The sequence below is a fragment of the Pelotomaculum propionicicum genome (assembly GCF_004369225.1).
Classification (GTDB): domain Bacteria; phylum Bacillota; class Desulfotomaculia; order Desulfotomaculales; family Pelotomaculaceae; genus Pelotomaculum_B; species Pelotomaculum_B propionicicum.
This window is the reverse complement of record NZ_QFFZ01000020.1, coordinates 1-21,186: the sequence shown is the minus strand read 5'-3', so window position 1 is coordinate 21,186 and position 21,186 is coordinate 1. Positions and strand designations below refer to the sequence as shown.

At 46.6% G+C, this 21,186-nt stretch carries 18 protein-coding genes, 1 tRNA gene and 1 pseudogene; 14 read left to right on the top strand and 6 right to left on the bottom strand.

The window, feature by feature from the left end; genetic code table 11:
* Positions 1-595: 595 nt before the first annotated feature.
* On the bottom strand, positions 596-1,672 hold the full coding sequence (locus tag Pmgp_RS10180) for a stalk domain-containing protein (RefSeq protein WP_134213877.1): 1,077 nt from the start codon (positions 1,670-1,672) through the stop codon (positions 596-598).
* Between the two features lie 606 nt (positions 1,673-2,278).
* Between Pmgp_RS10180 and Pmgp_RS10170 the strand changes: the two genes are divergently transcribed.
* From Pmgp_RS10170 to Pmgp_RS10115, 9 genes and pseudogenes are all read left to right on the top strand, one after another.
* Positions 2,279-3,355 carry a right-handed parallel beta-helix repeat-containing protein gene (locus tag Pmgp_RS10170; protein ID WP_192902880.1) on the top strand — a complete coding sequence of 359 codons (1,077 nt, stop codon included), beginning with the start codon at positions 2,279-2,281 and terminating at the stop codon, positions 3,353-3,355.
* Between the two features lie 9 nt (positions 3,356-3,364).
* Complete coding sequence (locus tag Pmgp_RS10165; RefSeq protein WP_134213874.1) at positions 3,365-6,508, top strand: RHS repeat-associated core domain-containing protein; 3,144 nt, start codon at positions 3,365-3,367, stop codon at positions 6,506-6,508.
* A gap of 12 nt (positions 6,509-6,520) precedes the next feature.
* Positions 6,521-6,886 (top strand): DUF7674 family protein, encoded by a 366-nt coding sequence (locus Pmgp_RS10160; RefSeq protein ID WP_134213873.1) that lies wholly within the window; start codon positions 6,521-6,523, stop codon positions 6,884-6,886.
* Positions 6,887-7,243: 357 nt separating this feature from the next.
* Positions 7,244-7,435 (top strand): hypothetical protein, encoded by a 192-nt coding sequence (locus Pmgp_RS10155; RefSeq protein ID WP_134213872.1) that lies wholly within the window; start codon positions 7,244-7,246, stop codon positions 7,433-7,435.
* Positions 7,436-7,708: 273 nt separating this feature from the next.
* Positions 7,709-8,590, top strand: a complete 882-nt coding sequence (locus tag Pmgp_RS10150; protein WP_134213871.1) for a hypothetical protein — start codon at positions 7,709-7,711, stop codon at positions 8,588-8,590.
* A gap of 978 nt (positions 8,591-9,568) precedes the next feature.
* Positions 9,569-9,784 carry a helix-turn-helix domain-containing protein gene (locus tag Pmgp_RS10135; RefSeq protein WP_012281217.1) on the top strand — a complete coding sequence of 72 codons (216 nt, stop codon included), beginning with the start codon at positions 9,569-9,571 and terminating at the stop codon, positions 9,782-9,784.
* Between the two features lie 16 nt (positions 9,785-9,800).
* Entirely contained in the window at positions 9,801-9,998 is a 198-nt protein-coding gene (locus tag Pmgp_RS10130) for a hypothetical protein (RefSeq protein WP_134213869.1), read from the top strand.
* Positions 9,995-10,747, top strand: a complete 753-nt coding sequence (locus Pmgp_RS10125) for a Fic family protein (RefSeq protein WP_134213868.1) — start codon at positions 9,995-9,997, stop codon at positions 10,745-10,747. The genes Pmgp_RS10130 and Pmgp_RS10125 overlap by 4 nt, the downstream gene beginning before the upstream one ends.
* A gap of 269 nt (positions 10,748-11,016) precedes the next feature.
* A pseudogene (locus Pmgp_RS10115) lies at positions 11,017-11,778 on the top strand (IS256 family transposase); the annotation flags it as partial.
* Between the two features lie 256 nt (positions 11,779-12,034).
* Here Pmgp_RS10115 and guaA read toward each other — a convergent pair.
* The 3 genes from guaA to Pmgp_RS10095 form a co-directional block, all read right to left on the bottom strand.
* A complete protein-coding gene (guaA, locus tag Pmgp_RS10105) occupies positions 12,035-13,576 on the bottom strand; it encodes a glutamine-hydrolyzing GMP synthase (RefSeq protein WP_134213866.1) in 1,542 nt (513 codons plus the stop codon).
* A gap of 3 nt (positions 13,577-13,579) precedes the next feature.
* Positions 13,580-14,125 (bottom strand): hypoxanthine phosphoribosyltransferase, encoded by a 546-nt coding sequence (gene hpt, locus Pmgp_RS10100; RefSeq protein WP_134213915.1) that lies wholly within the window; start codon positions 14,123-14,125, stop codon positions 13,580-13,582.
* A 144-nt stretch (positions 14,126-14,269) separates the two neighbouring features.
* A complete protein-coding gene (locus Pmgp_RS10095; protein WP_134213865.1) occupies positions 14,270-14,995 on the bottom strand; it encodes a hypothetical protein in 726 nt (241 codons plus the stop codon).
* Between the two features lie 149 nt (positions 14,996-15,144).
* Between Pmgp_RS10095 and Pmgp_RS10090 the strand changes: the two genes are divergently transcribed.
* Both Pmgp_RS10090 and Pmgp_RS10085 read left to right on the top strand, forming a co-directional pair.
* Positions 15,145-15,462: a nucleotide pyrophosphohydrolase gene (locus Pmgp_RS10090; protein ID WP_134213864.1), complete on the top strand. Its 318-nt coding sequence runs from the start codon at positions 15,145-15,147 to the stop codon at positions 15,460-15,462.
* Positions 15,463-15,564: 102 nt separating this feature from the next.
* Complete coding sequence (locus Pmgp_RS10085; protein ID WP_134213863.1) at positions 15,565-16,995, top strand: DUF1015 domain-containing protein; 1,431 nt, start codon at positions 15,565-15,567, stop codon at positions 16,993-16,995.
* A gap of 101 nt (positions 16,996-17,096) precedes the next feature.
* Here the strand turns inward: Pmgp_RS10085 and Pmgp_RS10080 are convergent, their stop codons facing one another.
* Positions 17,097-18,221: a DegT/DnrJ/EryC1/StrS family aminotransferase gene (locus Pmgp_RS10080; protein WP_134213862.1), complete on the bottom strand. Its 1,125-nt coding sequence runs from the start codon at positions 18,219-18,221 to the stop codon at positions 17,097-17,099.
* A gap of 85 nt (positions 18,222-18,306) precedes the next feature.
* Complete coding sequence (locus tag Pmgp_RS10075) at positions 18,307-18,705, bottom strand: holo-ACP synthase (protein WP_134213861.1); 399 nt, start codon at positions 18,703-18,705, stop codon at positions 18,307-18,309.
* Positions 18,706-19,120: 415 nt separating this feature from the next.
* Here Pmgp_RS10075 and Pmgp_RS10070 point away from each other — a divergent pair.
* From Pmgp_RS10070 to Pmgp_RS10060, 3 genes are all read left to right on the top strand, one after another.
* Positions 19,121-19,195, top strand: a tRNA-Val gene (locus tag Pmgp_RS10070).
* A gap of 880 nt (positions 19,196-20,075) precedes the next feature.
* Positions 20,076-20,297 carry a type II toxin-antitoxin system HicA family toxin gene (locus tag Pmgp_RS10065; RefSeq protein WP_243119804.1) on the top strand — a complete coding sequence of 74 codons (222 nt, stop codon included), beginning with the start codon at positions 20,076-20,078 and terminating at the stop codon, positions 20,295-20,297.
* Positions 20,298-20,411: 114 nt separating this feature from the next.
* Entirely contained in the window at positions 20,412-20,876 is a 465-nt protein-coding gene (locus Pmgp_RS10060) for a type II toxin-antitoxin system HicB family antitoxin (protein WP_134213860.1), read from the top strand.
* The last annotated feature ends 310 nt before the right edge of the window (positions 20,877-21,186 follow it).

Here is a 21,186-nt window from a genome sequence, read left to right as displayed (position 1 = left end):
CTGAATAAAAATAATACTGGTTCAAATAAAATAAAGCCCGGTGGTATAGGATTTCGTGTGAGCGAAACCTACCCGCCTGGGCTTTTATCCCTTACCGGTGTAGCACCTCAAGTTAGAGGTTAGATGTTCGAGGTTTTACTCGGAAGTTCATTGATTTTTGGAACCTCGAATCCCGAACTTCTAAATTCAGAATGCCTGCGCCGCTTGGACCAAACCGCTCCCCAAACCGGCCTGGAACGTGGAACCCTAGGCGCACTTCCTCTCCGTATTGCTTTTTAATTATAAAATGAAGTAATAATTCCAATAAATTGAGAGGTCTCAATTTAACCCAAGCTTATATTAACAAATGTTTTAAAAAGCTGTCAACAAAAAAGCGCTCCTTTTAGATTAAATATCGCAGCTTAAAAGGAATGGGGACACACCTCTATTTGGAGCCAATATTTAAAGACGAGGTATGTCCCCAACGTATTTAGCGAAAATTTAATTCTTCCTGAAAGTCGATAAATCCTCTCAAAAAACTCAATGTTTACTTGAAACCACAGTCAAAGCCAGTGGTGAGTTTGACAACCTGCCCGGCAAAGGCAGGCCTTTAACATTAAGCTATAACATAGGCGGCAATCTTGTCAAAAGGTATCTCAAGCCTCAGAGGCCCAACAACATGAGGTGAATATACATATTCCTGATAGTATATAACCAGGCTGCTGCCTGTCATATAGAAGCCCTGTTCCTCTTCTATGCCTTTGAATTCTGCAAAAAGTTCATAATCGAGTTCCTCTATTTTTTGACGCAGTATTTCATCTAATACCTGCTTATAATTGACGTCTTCCTTAAAAAGATTCTTTAACTCCAATTCCTTTCCGGTTTTCAGGTCCACTGTCACCCCATCAATTAAGTTGTTCGGGTGTGCCGCACCTTCCATATATAATGATATAACAAAATACAAACTTACTATATCCTCTGTGTTTTTTGTTATTTCATACGTGGCAAATATTGTTTCCTTATAAGTTTCATCATCCTGATGATAGAATGATTTGTAAACGTCAGTTCTTTTACTGATTATGTCATTAACACTTTTCTCGATACCTTTGTCATCCATATTCGCAAAAACCGGATATTTTATATCTATGCCGACTTTTTTATTGTCTTCAGTGTAGTTCCCTTCCGAGATAGTATAATTACCTTCCGAAACTGCGGTCTTCGGCTTGGGCATATTCCCAGGCGGCCCCACCAGAACGCTTTGACTGTTTTGGTCCCATCCCACTTGATAACCCAGGGCTTCAGCTACATATCTGGCAGGTAAATATGTATATCCATTCCTTATGATAGGGGCCACATCCATATTGGAGATAGTTCCGTTGCTGTCTAAAACCAGACTGCCTATAGTGAAACTAATTATCTTACCGTCTTTGGTTAAAACCACTTTCTGCTCTGCAGAGAGCCACTTTATATCACCCTTCGACACACCCAGCGACATGGCCAGGAAACGGACCGGGACAAAGCTCCGGCCATTCTCTGTAAAAGGAACGGCATCCATGTTATTGGCCTGATCGTTAACGAAATAAACAGATGATCCTATATTAAAGATAACCTGATTTTCTGCGGCAAAGGAAGAGATGGGCAAGAGGAATAACATGACAGCTAAAGTTAGCATTAAAAATAACTTACTTTTCAAAAAATACCTACCCCCTTAAATAAAAAAAAGTTTAAAATCACGCTTGCAAAAACATTATACAACACATTCCTGAACCCATAAACACATTAAGAAAGAATAAATGGCCCTAATATGGAAATTATATAAGAATGAACCAGATCACGACTCTGATCAAAACCCTTGCCGCGGTATTGGGAACAAGCTGGGCACTGGGATAGTCATCAAACAAGTGATGCCAGGCCGACATGCAGACAACGATCGAGACCCCAGTGAGGCTGTCAGTAGATCCGCAGAAGTACCTGGGGAAAGATTTAGCGGAGCTATGATCCCACGAACATATTCTTTCAATTGCCGCCCAATTTAACAGTTGCCAGCTTATTAACCACATAATATCCATGAAAAAAAAGAAGCAGGAGGAATCGTCCCCATGCTTCTTTATATTTTAATTAAATTAATAAGTTTATAGGATATCTTTTTAACACATAAATCAGGACAAAAGTCCCAATAAACAAGGACTACAAGCCCATTCTAAAATATGGCAATACAACCTAATATATTCATTACAAGTTATATTAGAGAATTATGCTCATATATAACAAATTTAATGGTTACCTGGGGGTTCTTGTAATGAAAAAAATAGGATTGGTTAGCCTTCTATTCTTCACCTGCCTGGCGTTGTCGTTTACCGTGAAAACGGCGCACGCGGAAACGATAAACGCACCGACTTCAATCACAACCGACACGGTATGGAGAAATGTCTATACCTACGTGGTGCAGACGACCACCACCGTCCAACCCGGCATTAATCTTACCATCGAGCCAGGCACGGTAATAAAACTTAAAACCAACGCGAAAATGGTTATCAAGGGAATCCTCGAAGCTCCGGGAACTGACCAGAACAACATTATCTTTACTTCATATAAAGACGACGCCTACGGAGGCGATACTAACGGCGACGGGTCGGCCACCTCCCCCGCCAAAGGGGACTGGCACTGCCTGGAGTCCTATACGGGAGGCAATATCAACCTTGATTATGGCAGAGTCCGTTACGGTGGCAATATTTACTCAATGGTTTACAGTACCGGCGGCGCCTTAAGCATTAACCACAGCGTAATTGAATATAGCAAAAGCAGAGGCATCGAGATCAAAGGGGCTGCCAGTGCAACAAACAACCAGCTGAGCAACTTTGACACTACCGGAATTTATGTGAGCAGCGGCTCGCCAACAATATCGGGAAACACTGTCACCGGCGGCAACTACGGCATTTATGTTGTAAACGGTTCCCCGAGCATCAGTTCAAACAACCTCAGCAACAACAGCAACACAGGCATATATGTGAGCAGCGGCTCTCCCGCGATCTCAGGCAACTCTCTAAGCGGCGGTTCCGGGAACAATTACGGTGTTGTAATCGCCGGCGGTACGGTGACAATTGAAAACAACAATATATCACAATACCCCAATTACGAGGCCATCAAACTTGGCAGCACCGGCGCAACAGTAAGCGGCAGCGTCTACGGCAATACAATCAGCAGCTGCAAGTACCCGCTGGGCTTTGCCGGAGACAGTATACCGTCGCTAACCCTTGACTCCAACAATATTTCAGGCTGCAGCCTTAGCGGCATCAACCTCAATGTCGCTCTCGCCTCTGGTACGATCCCCGCCTACAGCCTTCCCTATGTTGTTTCGGGACTTAGCGTTAACTAAGGCGCCACAGTGGATATTTCCCCCGGAACTATCTTCAAAGTCAAAAGCGGCATTACCATATTTGTAAACGGAGCGCTTAACGCCAATGGCGCAGATATAAATCCAGTAGTTTTTACTTCAATCAAGGATGATACATACGGCGGCGATACCAATAACGACGGCACAGCCACCACGCCCCAGCCTGGTAATTGGAACGTGATAAATCTGGCTGCCAGCAGCAAGATCGACTTTAATTATGTCACCATCCGTTATGGTAATACTGCAATATCCAGAATCGGAGCAAATCCGGAAATATCCGTATCCAACTGCGACATCAGCAACATGTTCCTCCATGGAATTGAGATACAATCCTGCACCAACGTTAATATTTCGAATAATAAGCTGGTTACAACAACCGATGCCCTGGGAAGGACGACAACCTGCGGCTATGACGCCGAGAACAACCTTATCTCGGTTACTGACCCGCTTAATCACACCACGTCGTACACCTACGACTATTTAAACCGTTTGACCTCAACCACGGACGCCAACGGCAGGACGGAAACTTACACTCTGGACGGCAACGGCAACCGTGTCTCAAAAACCGACCGTAACGGCAACACCACCACCTATGCTTATGATGTCCTGAACCGCCTGACCAGAGTCACTGACGCCATGGGCAACTCGGTGGCAACGGAATATGACGCTCTGGGCAATAAGACCAGCGTGACCGACCAGCGGGGCAATGTCACAAGTTACACCTACGACCAGAGCTCACGATTGCTGTCGGTGACAGACCCGCTGGGCGGGGTTACCTCTTACACCTATGACCTTGCGGGCAATAAGCTCAGCGTAACCGACGCGCGCGGCGCCTGCTGGTCCTACACCTATGACGACGCCAACCGGCTGACCACAGTAATAGACCCGCTGGGGCACACCAGCGTGACTGTTTACGACAGCGCCGGCAACGTCACGGAACGCACCGACGCCAACAATAACACCACCACCTTCGGCTATGACTCTCTGAACAGGCTCAGCTTAGTCACTGACGCGCTGGGACGTTCTACCAGCTATACCTACGACAGTAACGGCAACCTGACCGCGGTCACCAACGCTAAAAACCAGACCTTTACCGCAGCCTATGACGCTCTGAACCGGGTTGTGCAGGAGTCCGACCCCCTGGGCAACACCAGCCTCAAAACTTATGACTACGCCGGCAACCTGTCATCTAAAACCAGGCCGGACGGCTCTACCATAAACTACACCTATGACGCCGTCAACCGCCTGACCAATATTTCTTACCCTGACCAGTCAAGCGTTTCTTATGCCTATGACTACAACGGCAATCGGACTTCCATGACCGACCCGGCCGGCTCTGCAAGTTACAATTACGACAGTTTAAACCGGCTGACCTCGGTTACGAGGAGTGTTTATTCCGTAGGCTATGAATATGACCAGGCCGGGAATATGACGGCGTTGGTCTACCCCGGCGGGCTGCGGGTAAGCTATACTTACAACGGACTCAACCTGCCGTCTTCTGTTTCGGACTCGGTTTATTCAACAAGCATATCCTACGACGAGGCGGGCAACAGGACTCAAGAAATATTGCCCAACGGCGTGACCGTGACCTATGAGTATGACTTGAGCGGGCGCCTCATCTTGCTGCAGCACGCCATCGGCGGCAACATTATCGCCAGGTCGGCCTATACTCTGGACAACGTGGGCAACCGTATGAGCGTGACCGATGAGCAGGGCGGGATAACGAGTTATGTTTACGACAACCTTTATCAACTAACGAGAGTCACCTATCCTGACAGCCAGGTTGTTGATTACACCTATGATCAAGTGGGCAACCGGACCAGTGCGGGAGGGGTCCCCTATACTTATGACAACGCGAACCGGCTGATTCAGGTCGGGATAACCCCTTACGCATATGACGCAGGCGGCAACCTGACTTCTGTCGGTGGGACTACTCTCTACAATTACGATTATGAAAACCGGCTTACTTACTTTACTGACGGAACCAAGACCATACAGTACTCTTACGACGGTGACGGCAACCGGCTCAGCCAGAGTGTCTCGGGCTCGGTATATGAATATATTTACGATATCAACACAGGAATCCCGCGCCTGCTGGTCGAAAATGACGGTCAAGGAGGCGTCAATAATTACCTTTACGCGGGTAGACTTTTCAGCCGGATTGGTAACGAAGACAGGGTGTATTACCACCAGGACGGGCTGGGCAGTATCTCGGCCATCACGGACATTGCCGCCAACCTTCTCAACCGTTACACTTACGACGTCTTCGGCCTCCCCCGCTCTGTCTCGGAAAGTGTCAACAACTCCTTCCGCTTTGCCGGGGAACAATATGATTCTAATGACCTGATTTACCTGCGGGCGAGATACTACAACCCTGCTACGGGCAGGTTTTTGAGCCAGGATACGTTCCAGGGGAAACTTAATGACCCGCTTTCTCAGAATAGGTATGCTTACTGTGGGAATAACCCGGTGCTTTTCGTTGATCCGACGGGGAACGTTACTATATGTGAACTACCATGGAGTAATATGGGATATGAAGAGTTATATGAACTATATAAAACCTTGCAAGACCAGATCGAAAATGAACAAGTTATCCTGAACGGAGATTACGAGTGGTGGCAAAAAGAGATTGCGGAATTTAGACTACAAGAATTTCAGAAGAATTATCGAGTAATAAACGAGTTACTTATTATTAAAGGAGATTATTCTCAAGAGGAAAAAGACTTTGCCAGCCTTACCTTAGATAATATTGACAAAGAAGAATTTGAAAAATCTTCTCAAATAGTTTTAGGTCTGTATGGCGGAAAGGGGTCTAAGTTAGTAAAGGGGACGGGAAAAGCTGCCGGAAGTATAAATTTAAGTATAAAGCCTGTTGCAAATAACCCGAAGCTCCAAAACGTCATCAATGAGCTATACAGACCAGGGGCAACAGTAGGAAATGGGAGTACAATGGATGCTATTCGGTATGAACTTCAAACTGGCCAAATGGTTGGAGGCAAGAGTCATATTCTAAAGGGGCAAGAACGTGTAAGGAATCTTGAGAACATAATAAGAAAGCAAAATCTCGACCCTGAGGATCAAGCAATTGCAAATGCATTGTTGCAAGATTTGAAAAATGCCTTGAGTGGTAACTAGGAGGGGTGGTAATTGTTAAATTACGACAATTTAGTGCAACAGATGCTGGAAGCAGTACCTGAAATAAAACCACATTACGAAAAGGAACTAGAATGGTGGGATGAAATTCTACCTCATATTGTCTTTGGAGATGTGATAAATCCTTATATTATTTCTCTGTTGAAAAACAGTCAAGATCTAGATATCTTGCAAAGGGCGTTTCAGTTCTTTGAAATAATGGCTAATTGCCCTGATGAAAGAGTTGCAGAAGTTCTGGGCGTTACGGTTCTGGAAAGACTTGGCGATGAACCCGAAGTCCTAAAAAAAGCTATGAAATTTATGGGAAATAAAACCAAAGAAATTTCAGATGATATTGAAAAGGGTTGGGGCAGAAAGTAGACTTAGTCAAAAACTGCTCACTGCAAAAACATGCCAAAACTCACTGCAAAACTGTCGGGAGAGGTGGCCGCAGACGCGAGAATCCTTCAGCCACACCATCTTGAACATACAGATACTGACCGCATAATCTAAATTCTGCAGCCAGTCCACCTCAGATGCCCCGAAAAAAGCGTCAGCACCGTCAGAAGCGTCACTGACACAACTGTCGTTTCTGACGCTTCGCTAGGGTCAAAGGGATGCAAAGACAACTTCAAACCGAAACAACTCAGGCTCAGGCCAACGGGAAATTTCCGTTGGTTCTTCTTTTGCCCTTTTCCTCCTGGAGAAGGGCAAACGCTAGAAAAGGAGGAATGCAACGTGCAAAAACCTGGCACACAGGAGCACAAAAAAGTCGTAGACAATATCATCCTAATGCCCCTGCAAAAATCCCTGCAGAGGAGGATAAAGAAGGCACATTCTGGGACTACCTGGCGTGAAAGATTCGGACCGGATGCTCAAGAGGCCGTCCGTGGATTTGCCCAATACCTCACCGAGGACGGCAGCTGTTAATCTGGGAAGCAATTGACTTCTACAGAAATGAACAGGCAGAATCCAGACCGCCAGAAGAAGGGGAATTGGAGAAAGTTGGGGCATTGCTGGAAGAGATAAGAAAAGAACGAGAAAGTCAAGAAAACTAGTAAGATTAAAAGGCAGGTGGCGGGAACCTGTCTTTTCCTTTTGTCAAGGGGGAAAACCAACGAAAAAATACCTCCCAGCCAAAAAAGATGAATTCCCCCATAATGGGAGTAGCAGCCAGGCAAAACAGAAAGGGGGGAGAGAAAAATGGAAAAAACACCGGAAAAAGAGTCACAGTCAGACATACTTATCAGGCTGAGGAGGCAATCAAAGCTAATATGTGACGAACAGGAAAAGCCCTATGCGGCGGTGGAAATCGGCGGGCACACAGAACTGATGGACATGGGGAAAGAAAGGTTCAGGGATTTCCTGACCAGGGAGTTCTTTTTGGAGACCGGAAGAGCCCCAAGCCTTGAGGCAATGAACCAGGCACTGGGGACACTGAAAGCCCTGGCCAAGTTCGAAGGGCCAAAGCGCAGGCTGAAAAAGCGGGTGGCGGCATTGAAGGGAACCATCTACTACGACCTTGCCGACAAGCAGTGGAGAGCGGTCAGGATAGCTCCAGACGGCTGCAGGATACTGGAAAAATCCCCGCTCCTCTTTTTGCGAAACACAAACATGAAGGCCCAGGTCGAGCCGGACCTTGCCAACGGAGACATGATGCTCCTCAAAAAGCACCTGCGGCTCAGACGGTCAACCGATTGGATTCTCTGCGCGGTGTACATAGTCACCTGCCTCATTCCCACAATACCGCACCCAATCCTGATCATCGCTGGGGAGAAAGGCGCTGCCAAGTCAACAACGCTGAGAATGCTAAAGACCATAATTGACCCGTCAACAAGAGACCTGCTGGTGATGCCCAACGCCATTGGAAGCAAAGGGACGTTCTTTTTGCTTCTTTACGCCCGCGCCTGCTGGTCGAAAATGACGGTCAAGGAGGCGTCAATAATTACCTTTACGGCGTACGAGAAATTACCGCGGCAGGTACGTTTCAACCTACTGGTTACCCGGGAGTTTCACGACACACCTCAACTTTCTCACATAAAATATAGCCTTGTTATCTCTACTGTGACGAGCTTAAGGATATAAGTTTCGCACAAGCGTTTCATTTGATATTAACAATGCTAAAAAACACTTTAAGAAAGTATCTTACGATAACAGATGGTACCCTACAGGACCTTATCGATGATTTTATTTACCTTGTGCCTCTCAGCGATAGAGTAGCAATCAGCTAACCCCAACCCTGTACCATTGGTAGAAAAAAACGGTGTCCCCAGTGTTTCAAGTACCTCTGGCTGTATACTCCTAACAGCTGATAAGTTGTTATAGAAGCCTTCTCCCCCTACTCCCACTCTATCACTTGAATTTGTCTTGAGGTTTTTTCCCTTGATTTTATCTGTTTCTATTGCCTCTATTATTTAAGGGCTTCCAGCACCTTGATAGTATCGTGGTCGAGCCCTGCCTGTTTGGCCGCTCTTATCATGTATCCGATTGCTGCTGCGTTGGTCATCGTCTTTCTCCTTTCCAAATTGTCAAAGAACAATTTATATAAAAGGGGCGCCATCTTTCCCCCTCTGGCGGCGGGTTCCCGCGACCATCCCGGCATTTGGCCGGTAGGTTTCGGCCTGGCCCCTCCAGGCTCTCATTCAGGCGGGGTTAATATCCGAGTTTGTCGGAAAGCTGGTATGCTGCCCAATCGAGTGACTTCCTGATGTCTTCCCAGTAATCGCGGTCGATGTTGAATTTCCGCTGCAGCTCCTCGGCCTTCATCATTTCCTTTTTTGCCTGCTGCATGAGCTCGGCGGCTTTACGGGCCTTCTCGTCTGCTTCGCGCTCCAGGCGCTTGGCCTTCTCCGTTCATGGTGCAGCCCCAGTCATTCTCGATGTTCTGTTCGGCCAGTTCGAAGGTTTCGCTCTCTCCTAACTTGTATATGTTCTTGTTTATAATATAAATTTTAATGTTTATATAGTCAATTCATTTTTAACGTTTCTCAATAAAAGAGAAATATTAACGTTGATTTACTAAATGTTTTCGTTTATAATGAGAATATTGAAAGGAGTGATGATATGTCAGTATCTGAACAGCTTAAAATACTGTGTGTCAAGCTTGGGATAAGCGTTTCCGAACTCGGACGAATATCCGGAAAAAGCCCGCAAGCTTTCAGCCAGAAAATGAAACGGGAGAGTTTTACGGTCGACGAATTGAAGCAAATTGCGGAGGCCGCTGGTTGCCGATATGAGGGGGCCTTTATTACGCCTTCCGGCGAGAAGGTCACGTACTGAAAGGGAGGATTGTCCTATGAAGGTGGAGAAAAGTTCTTACACGTGCACAGCTTGCGGTAAAAATTTCAGCATATCTATTTTGAATGCCGGTTTTCCGGGCGGAAAAGACCGCGAAAGCATAAACTGCCCCTGGTGCGGTACGGAAAATGGCACAATTATAACCAGCGGGATTATTACCTCGTGTCGAGAGGAAAAAGGCGGTGATATCCGGTGACCATATATGAAAAAATCGACCGCTGCCACAAGGCGATAAGCGAAGTTCGCCCCTTCGAAGGGCATATGCTGAAGCAGTTGAAGGACTACTACCGCATCGGGCTCACATGGTCGAGTAATGCCATCGAGGGAAATACCCTCACTATAAGCGAGACAAAGGTGGTGCTTGAGGACGGTCTAACCATCGGCGGCAGGCCGCTCCGGGATTTCTATGAGACGGTGGGCCACGGCCAAGCCTATGATTTCATGTTTACCCTGATTGGGGAGCGACGCATCACTGTGGAGGACATCAAAACCATGCATCGCCTGTTTTACAAAAGCATTGACGAGGCAAACGCCGGCACATGGAGGAAGGAGAGCGTTATCGTCTCCGGCACCGGGTATGTGTTCCCCAGGCCACAGGAGATTGAGGGACAAATGCGGAAGCTGGAGAAATGGGTAAAATCCGAGCGGAACAATTACCATCCCGTAACATTTGCCGCGCTGCTGCACCTGAAGTTTGTGTCAATCCACCCATTCATCGATGGCAACGGCAGAACAAGCCGTCTTATCATGAATTTGGCGCTGATACAAGACGGATATCAGTTGGCAATTATTCCCCCTGTGCTCCGGCCAGAATACAACGACACCATCCGGCAGTATCAGAACAAGGGTAAGTCTGAGCCGTTCTGTGAATTCATTGCCGAGCGGGTATACGAAACGCAGAAGGAGATCATGCGCCTGCTGCACATCCCATTAGACCTGGCATAAAAAAGGGCGGGTATCCCTACACTGGAATCCCGCTCTTTCTGCATTAAAGCCGTCCTGGGCCTACTTGGCTCGTGGCGGCTTTTGTTATTATGTTCTTTACGGAGGCACCTGCAATCTGGCGCCGGCGTTTAATACTCACTGGGGAATAGAATCGTTGTTGCTGACCTATCCCATTCGGTTATGATCCAGATTTTCCCCTTGCTGGTCAGGTACGCAGCCATTACCCGGTCTCCGCTTTCAACCGCCTGATCGTTCAGGGTCTTATCCTCTTGGCAGAGGTCGCCCCAATCGTGCCGCTGGTACCTGCCAAAGACTGCAGCAATCTCCCGGTCCGTAAGGACAACCGGATTGTCAACAAAGCAGCCTATACCGTAATGGGTATCAACTTGGATGGATACAAAGAAATCCTGGGGATCTGGATCGGAGAAAACGAGAGTGCCAGCTTCTGGCTTGGGGTATGTAACGACCTTAGAAACCGTGGAGTAGAAGACATACTAATTGCCTGTAAAGACGGTCTATCCGGGTTTTCAGAGGCCATTAGCACCGTTTATCCAAACACTGAGATTCAACTCTGCGTAATCCACCAAATCCGCAATTCCATGCGATATGTACCTTACAAGGAACAGAAAGAGATCATGGCCGATTTAAAGGAAGTCTACCAGGCGGTTACCCTGGAGGGAGCCGAACAAGCATTTCAATCATTTAAAAACAAGTGGGGCAAGAAACATCCGGTTATTGTACGGTCATGGGAAAACAACTGGATAGAGCTAACCACCTATTTCAGCTACCCTTACGAAGTACGCAAGGTCATCTACACCACTAACGTTGTTGAAGGTTATCACCGGCAACTGCGTAAAGTAACCAAAACTAAGACTGCTTACCCAAGCGATGAATCCTTGAAAAAGATTATCTACCTGGCAACTATGGAAGCCGGCAAAAAATGGTCAATGCCCATTAGAGACTGGAAGAAATGCATATCCCAGATGGCTATTCACTTCGGGGATAGACTGAACCTTGAAAGTGCACTCTAGAGTCAAAAGCGGGGCTTCGCCCCGGAGTTTATCGCCTTGGTTCTCCCAGGAGGTGGACATGAAAAGAGGGGGTACTTCCGAAAATACCCCCACCTCCCGGTCGAAACCTGTCGGGCGCTCGGGTTGCTCTCCAGCATTGCCCTAAAATCCCGGCAGGTAAGTTCCTTTACTATTTTGCCCTTGCCATTCTGCTGCCACGGCCAATAATTAAAGCCTGCAAACCCTTTATTTATCTGGGTTACAGGCTTTTTCTTTCCTACTCCCACTCTATCGTCGCCGGGGGCTTGGAGGTGATGTCGTAGACCACCCGGTTGATCTCCTTGATTTCACTGACAATGCGGGAGGAGATGGCCTCCAGCACCTCGTAGGGCAGGCGCACCCAGTCCGCGGTCATGGCGTCGACGCTGTTTACCGCCCGGATTACCACGGTATGCGCGTAAGTGCGCTCGTCGCCCATGACGCCGACGCTTCTCATGTCGGGCAGCACCGCGAAGGACTGCCAGATCTGCCTGTACAGCCCGGCTTTACGGATTTCCTGTTCGACAATGGCGTCCGCTTCCTGTGTAATCCTCACTTTTTCCTCGGTCACCGGACCCAGGATGCGCACAGCCATACCCGGGCCGGGGAAAGGCTGGCGCCAGACCACCTCTTCGGGCAGCCCCATTTCTTCACCAAGCACCCTCACTTCATCTTTAAATAGCCAGCGCAGCGGCTCCACCAGTTTTAAATTCATATCTTCCGGCAGGCACCCCACATTGTGGTGGCTTTTAATAACCGCCGCCGTGGCTGTGCCGCTTTCCACCACATCGGGGTAGAGCGTGCCCTGCACCAGAAATTCAACCTGGCCAAGTTTAGCCGCCTCATCTTCAAAAACCCGGATAAACTCCTCGCCGATGATCTTCCTTTTCCGCTCCGGTTCCGACACGCCGGACAGCTTGGAGAGAAACCTATCCCGGGCGTCCACATATATAAGGTTAATTTTGAATTTTTCCTTAAAAGTCTTTTGCACCTGCTCTGCTTCGCCCTTGCGCAAAAGGCCGTGATTGACAAAAACGCAGGTAAGCTGGTCTCCCACCGCTTTTTGCACCAGCACCGCGGCAACGGAAGAATCAACCCCGCCGCTCAGGGCGCAAAGCACCTTTTTATCCCCCACTTGTTCCCGCACTTCGGCTATGGCCTGATCCAGGAAGGAACCCATGGTCCAAAGGCCGCTGCAACCGCAAATATTATAAAGGAAATTTTTCAGGATATCCTGACCTCTGGGGGTGTGCACCACTTCCGGGTGGAACTGCACGGCGTACAGGTTTTGGGACCTGTTGGCCATGGCCGCCACCGGGGCTTTTTCTGTGGAAGCGATAATCTTAAAGCCCGGGGGCGGCAGTTCAACCAGGTCCCCGTGGCTCATCCAGCAACGCTCTACAGGATCAAGGCGGGAAAAAATCCCGTCCCTGATTAAGACACTCAGCTCTGTTTTTCCGTACTCCCGGAGGTTGGCCGGCGACACGCAGCCGCCCAGCTGCCGGGCCATTAACTGCATACCGTAGCAGATACCCAGGATTGGAATCCCCAGCTCGTAAATAGCAGGGTCGCATACCGGCGCGTCATCCTGGCAGACGCTGGAAGGCCCGCCTGAAAAGACAATTCCCCTGGGATTTTTCTCTCTTATTTCCTGGATCGGTGTGTTGTAAGGAAGCATCTCACAGAACACCTTCAGTTCGCGGATACGGCGCGCAATCAAGTGGCTGTACTGGCCGCCGAAATCAAGGACTATTACCAGCTCCTGGCCGGTTAAAGACATACTTTATTCCCCTTTCATATACACTTCACGCCGCAGAACCATAATACTTGGCAGGTTCCGGTAGTGCTCATTATAGTCAAGTCCATATCCAACCACGAATTCATCAGGTATGATAAAACCGTTATAGTCAATTGCCACCGGCTCAACCCGGCGTAAAGGCTTGTCCAGCAGGGTGCATACCTTGACGCTGGCAGGATCACGGGATTTGAGGTTGTCCACCAGATAGTTTAAGGTCAGGCCCGTGTCGACAATATCCTCAACAATAAGAATATGGCGCCCTTCAATGCTGTAATCCAGGTCTTTTAAAATCCGCACCACCCCGGATGACTCTGATGAAGCCCCATAACTTGATACGTCAATAAAATCCAGGTAGGTGGGTACAGTAATTTTTCGCACCAAATCCGCCAGGAAGATCATGGCCCCTTTCAAAATCCCGATCACCAGCAGTTCCTGCCCGGCGTAATCCAGTGATATTTGCCTGCCCAGTTCCTCAACTTTCGCGCTTATTTCCTCCTCAGACAAAAGGACTCTTTCACAGTCCGGATGCAATCGGGTCAGCCTCCTCGTATCAAAATACTTATCCATAACAAAAAGCCTGAAAAATGCCCCTGTTTATGTAAATAATTATAACTGTTATGTTATTATTAATAAAGGTCAAAAAAAATACCGGCCCGAGCCGGAAATCAAGCTTATTTAGTTTACCTCAGGAGGACTGATAGTAATATTTTTGTCATAGTCCCAGAAACGAAGGTTTATTTCAATGCCGCCTTTGGTGTTGTATTTATCCCTGGCCTGAAGGGCGGCCTGCCGCAGGCGGTAATCTTCAGGGGAGAGCCAAACCTTAAAGAAATAATCGGTCAGACGCAGTTCCAGAAAAGGGTCCATCAGATTTGGGCGCATTTCCAGAAGAATCAGCTTTTCTCCGTTTACCTTGTCCAGCCCTTTATATTTAAGCTCAGGTACGTCTTTAAAGTTAAAATAAGCCAGGGGGTTCAGTTCGGCATAAAAGAGTTCAGAATCTGAAAGTTTGTTGCCGGGCAGGGCGATCCACTTGCCGCTGGGCTGGTCCTTAAAATAGGAACCGTTGCTTACCTGGATAAACTCAATGGGGGTATTCATCATCACACCCTTCATCCTGACCAGGTCAGGCGCCACCCGCTCACCTTCAACTTTACTCAGAAAATCTGTATTGGCCTTTCCTTCTGATGTAAGCTTTGTTTCGGCCTGATAGCGGAAACTGCTGCTGGCCCTGGTTTTTTCAAGACCTGTCTGCAGCATCTGCTGGGGAGGCATCATCTTGCCGATACCCCTGGACAAAAGCCGCCCTGCTCCCTGAGCGATTATTACCAGGAGCAGCAGCAAAGACAGGGCTATCAGCACAGTTTTTTTGTTGATTACCACCCAGTGTGAACGCAACAAAAGGAACGCCCTCCTTACAGATGTTTGGCTTACCCCTATCATACGAAATTACCGGAGGAAATATGACGGCATACATGGAAGTTACTTAGCAAATAATTCAGGTAGATGCGGATTTATTCGCTCATCACTTAAAACATGGAGGAGAAAAAATGGAAATCAAGGAGATGCAGCGCATAGTCGACGAGTGGATCGGCCAGTTTGAGGAAGGATACTGGAGCCCGCTCTCAATGATGGCGCGACTTTCTGAAGAAGTAGGCGAACTGGCCAGGGAAATCAACCACCAGTTTGGGGAAAAGACCAAAAAACCCGATGAGCCTATTGGAGATCTGGCGCTTGAACTGGCTGACATTTTATTCATTGTTGTCTGTTATGCCAATTCACTGAATATCGACTTAGAAGACGCCTTTAAGCGGGTCATGGCCAAGTACCGTTACCGTGACAGCGACAGGTGGACCAGGAAAGATTAACAAACATTGTTTTTTGGCTATTGTTATATTAAAATTTAACCAGGTTAGAGAATGAAATTATTTATTCTTATACCTAAAAGCCCTTTTGGAGGACAATAATAAATGGCTTGTATTATCCCATTTAAAGGTTTGCGCTACAACCCCGACAAAGCAGGCAGCCTGGCCGATTTGGTCACCCCCCCCTACGACGTTATAGACGCCGCCGCCCAGGACTGCTACTACCGCCGTCACCCCTACAACATCATCCGCCTGGAATACGGCAAAACTTACCCGGAAGATAATGAAAACAATAATAGATACACCAGGTCCGCAAAAGACTTTAAGTCCTGGCTCAGTGAGCAGGTGCTCACCCAAGAAGCCAGCCCGGCTTTATATCTTTATGAGCAGGAGTTTACTCTGGGCGGGGAAAAGAGGATTCGCAGCGGGTTTTTCGGCGGGGTCAGGCTGGAACCCTATGAAAAGGGAATTATCCTGCCGCACGAAGAAACCATGCCCAAGCATAAGGCTGACAGGCTGGCGCTGATGCGGGCCTGTGAGGCCAGTTTCAGCCCCATCTTCGGTCTTTACGCGGACAGGGAGAACACAATTATCTCCACTATGCGTGAAAATGTAAAGAATACAGCTCCTGATGTTGACTTTACGGACGAAGACGGTTACGGCCACAGGATGTGGGTGATCACTGACTCCCGGGTTATCGGCAGGGTCCAGCAGACCATGGGCGACAAGCAGATTTTTATCGCTGACGGGCACCACCGGTACGAGACCGCCTTGAACTATAAAAAAGAGCGGGAAAGCGGCAGCATACGGCCAGGGGGAGACAGTGCCGTTTCAGCTGCCAGTTCCTGCAGCACTGCACCAGACGGGAGTATTAGCTGCTCTTACACATCTGATCCTGTTTACAATTACACCATGATGACCCTGGTCAACCTTTACGACCCCGGGCTGGTAGTCCTGCCCACCCACCGTTTGATTGAAAATGTCGCAAGTCTGGATAAGAACAAGTTGATTGAACAATTAAAAGCAAACTTTACCGTTGAAGAATATATACTTAAGCCTGACAAAAGCAACTTCAGAGAAATTCTGGCTGTCATGGAAGAGAAAATGCAGCCAGGCGGCGCCGTTTGTCCGGCTGATACTGTTAAGCACCGCCATGCCTTCTGCTTGTATGCAGGCGATAATAAAATATTCATGCTGTCGCTTAAAGACAATATCGATGTAACCGGCATCATGCCGCAGGATAGGTCAAAGGCCTGGCAGGGTCTTGATGTTTCAGTGCTGCATTCCTTGATTATAGAAAAGCACCTGGGCATATGCGGTGAGTTGAGGGCAAAGGCCGAGCATATTACTTATTCGCGCGAGGAAGAGGGCGCCCTGGACCAGGTAGACCGGGGAGAATACCAGTTGGCCTTTTTCTTAAACCCCACCCTGGTGGAAGAAGTAACCGAGATCGCCGGCAAAGGAGAAAAGATGCCCCAAAAAAGCACCTTTTTTTACCCAAAAGTTAAAACAGGCATAGTAATGTACAAACTGTAATGAGAGAGGCTCAACAGCCAGATATCATCTGACTGTTGAGCCTTAACAATACCCCTACACCTAAACCTTATACGCAAAACTGACTAATTAAAAAAACATATCTACCTACCTCTATAAGGAAATCGCAAGGCGGTTTTTATACACTCTATTACCCGGTTCTGCTCACCTTCAGTCAGACTCGAGCCTGACGGTAAACATAGCCCTCTTTCAAACAAACTGTCTGAGACGCTGTTGTTTAAATCATGCGGGTAGTAGTTGTAACCGTTAAACAGCGGTTGCAGGTGCAAAGGTTTCCAAACAGGGCGGGCCTCAATATGTTGCACTGACAGGACGTCCAGCAATTGTGCCGCTGTCAAGCCGCAGCGTTCCGGGCTGACTGTCAAAGTGGTTAACCACCTGGTTGACGTACCAAATGGGGCCTCGGGCATAAAATCAAAACCGTCAGTATTCGAAAAAGCTTCGGCATAACGTTCAAAAATGGCGCGGCGGGCTTTTACGCGTTCTTCCAACACCCGCAACTGTCCCCTCCCAATTGCGGCCAGAACATTACTTAAACGGTAGTTATAGCCAACTTCGCTGTGTTGATAATGCCTTGCCGGATCACGGGACTGGGTCGACCAGAAGCGAACTTTTTCCAGCGCTTCAGGATTGTTGGATACCAGCATCCCGCCGCCAGCGGTAGTAATAATTTTGTTACCGTTAAATGAGTAAACACCGATCCCTCCCAAGGTGCCGCTCGGTTTCCCCTGGTAAGTCGCCCCCAATGATTCCGCCGCATCCTCTATCACCGGCACTCCATACCTGTTGCAAATAGACAGTAACGGGGCCATATCTGCGCTCTGGCCGTAAATATCAACGATAACTACTCCTTTTGGCATTGTCCCTGTTTTTTGAGCGTCAATAAATGCCCTTTCCAGGGCGGCAGGTGACATATTCCAACTTGTTGGTTCAGAATCAATAAAAACAGGTTTTGCCCCCTGATATAAGATGGGGTTGGCGCTGGCGATAAAAGTAAGTGTTGAACAAAAAACAACATCACCAGGGCCAACGTCCAGCAAGCGCAAAGCCAGATGGATTGCCGCAGTACCTGAGCTCAGGGCCGCCGCGCCTTTAACTCCAACATAACTGGCCAGTTCACGCTCAAATGCGTCAACGTGCGGGCCGAGCGGCGCAACCCAGTTGGATTTAAAAGCTTCGGTTATAAGTTCCAACTCTGTTCCGCTCATATGTGGCGGGGAAAGATATATCCGATTGTTGTAAAAAACCACTTTATATTCTCCCAGTAAAAAGTGCTCCTGGAAGAATATATGCTCAAGATTCTCTTTTTATAGCAATAATTGCAACCGCCATTGCAGTTTTTTTGCTGTGACTTAAGCTGATTCTTACTGCAGGTTCCAATTTTGTAATTTCAGGATTATTGAACTTACAAAATGGTTTTCCATTTTGATCTGGCAATATTTCAATCTGACGCAGACTAATTTTATAGAAGGGTGACAGCGCTTTAAGAACTGCTTCTTTGGCACACCATCTTGCCGCATAATGAGGCGCCGGGTCTTTATATGAACTGCAGTAGCGGTGTTCTTCCTCGCTAAAAAGTTTTCGCTGGAACCCTTCCGCCAATTTTGGCAGCATCCTGCGCCAGCGCTCTATATCTTCACAGTCTATTCCCACGTTAAAATTATAGATACTGCCTTCTAAAGCATTTAACATAAAAATTCACATTCCTTTCACTATGCTCAGGCACAAAATTGAATGAAAATTCTTTTGTAGTGAACCCCATTGTCAAGGCATTTTTCAAAAAAAATTATTATCCCCTTAACTCAGCAAAAGTAACTGTTGATGGACAATATTGGCTTTTTCTTCTGCTGTGTAAGTTCTTCTCTTTTCCATGGCCTTATTATAGCTTAAAATTTTTGTTTTTGTGTCTGTCGATTCGGTTATAAGTCACACAATATTGCATAAATCCTTGCCATGCCTCATCTACCCCAAGAGCATGTCCCCGTTTCACTGAAAGGAGAGGAACCATTGTTACAGTATTAGTTATACAAAGGAACGCTAATTCTACACCCCTTGCCTTTTTAACTTCTGTATGTTAGAATTTTTGATGACAAGGTCAATTAAATACGGGGGTGTAGCTCAGCGGGAGAGCGCTTGACTCACATTCAAGAGGCCACTGGTTCGAAACCAGTCATCCCCACCAAACCCAAAAATCCAGTATTTTTAAGGCATAGCCGGTTTCCAAAATAAGGATGGCCCTTGTTTGGAGGCCGGTTTTGTATTTGACCGCATACAAGTCAGATAAACTATTAATGTACGATGAGTTTTTTAGGTAGACGCTGGTAGATTGTACGCTTTCGTGACCTAGCACACCTTGTAAAGTTGTAATTATATTATCTTAATTGGATTTTTCTCCAAATGTTGACATAATCCTACTAAGCAAACAAAGAATAATTAACCTTTAATGTGACATCATTCGACAAAAAATAAATACTATAATGTGAAAAAAACTGGCTTATTAGGCCAGTTAAAAAGAATCTGAATTATTTTTCTTTATACGTTGATATATGTCTATCAGAAGTTTAATTATTTCTAAAATTTTCAATAAAAGGTCTATACTCATATTGTTCTCAATCCCCTTTCTTCGAGATATGGACATTCTCCATATTATTGCAGTCAAAAGCAGCCACAGCGTAGTCACCTATTTCCGCATTTTGCAATGACTCAATCATCCCCGCTAAAGGCATTTAATTTTTCTGACCGAAGACACACTCTCCGGTTATAAGGGAAGCCTTTAAGTCGGGTTAAAAAACAAGTAGTGTAGTAATAAAAAAACCAGGGTTTTTAGCCCCAGTTTAGGTTTTAGCTCCAGACTGCCTTTCTTACTACCTTCCCTGTTATCACATTTATAAGGGAGCATCCTCTAACATACAGACATAAAGCCTTGATCATATGATCGCGGTCTGTGTAGACTCCGTATTTGTAGTCGATCCATTTATATTGCTTTTTGCAATGCGTACCCACAATACGCAATTTTTTCTTGACACGCATCCCGGATACGCATATAATATAGGAAAGATGTTATGAAAAGGCAGGCCGACATGGTTACCAAAAGTTACACACCCAGAGAGGCGGAAAGGATTTTGACCGACGACGGTTGGTACGTGGTCAGAACCAGGGGCAGTCACAAGCAATTTAAACACCCGACGAAACCAGGATTGGTAACACTCCCTGTACATCCTGGAAAAAACCTGGGAATCAATGTAGTAAAAAGTATCGAGAGGCAGTCGGGGATTAAGTTCTAATCCCCCGACTCCTCGAAATAATATATAGAAAGCATTGCATATTACCATTAATGTTATTATTTAGTATTAGTTAAGAATTAGTCTAGTATCAGTCCATAAAAAGGAGAATTGATAATGCAGTACAAAAATTATTATGCGTACCCTGGAGTATTCCATATTTGGTTAGACAAAGATAATCATAAGCAGATCGACGTTACATTCCCCGATCTTCCCGGCTGCTTCGCTGGCCCAGGCCCAGACGCTACCTTCGAGGAAGCTCTCGATGCAGCTAGAGAAGGTCTAGCGTTACATTTAGAAGGTATGATCGAGGATAATGAAGCGATCCCGGAACCTACTTCGATCGAGAATTTAAAGATCGATAAAGATTACCCAGAGGGAGGTTCGGTTATCGTAGCATTAGTAGATGTTATTTTGTCTCTTTATCGAAACAAGAAGACCGAATATGCTAGAGTAAATGTTACTATCCCTTACTGGCTTAAAGAGTTAGCAGAGAATAAGAATGTTAATTATTCTAAGGTTCTTAGGGAAGGACTTTATGAAGTCCTAGACCTTAATAGAATAGGAGTAAAAGGAGAATAACCGGGGGTTCCCGGTTATTTTTTTAGTAAAAAATTCGCAAATTATTATCTTTATAGCCTTAAAGTCTTCAGCTTTTAAGATATCCCGGTCACCCTTGGCCATCACCACGCCCCCCAATTCAAGCATTCATAAACTTTCTGTTTTGTTTCACAGAAAATTAAGGATTCGTACGTATATTTATTAATGATTCCACTGCAAAAAGGGGTGTTTTTTTCTTTTCATTTGCCCCTTAAGAAAATTGACTGGGATTATCATCCATCTAACTGACCGTTATGTTGCTTCCCTTTACGGTTTTATGCATGGATTATGG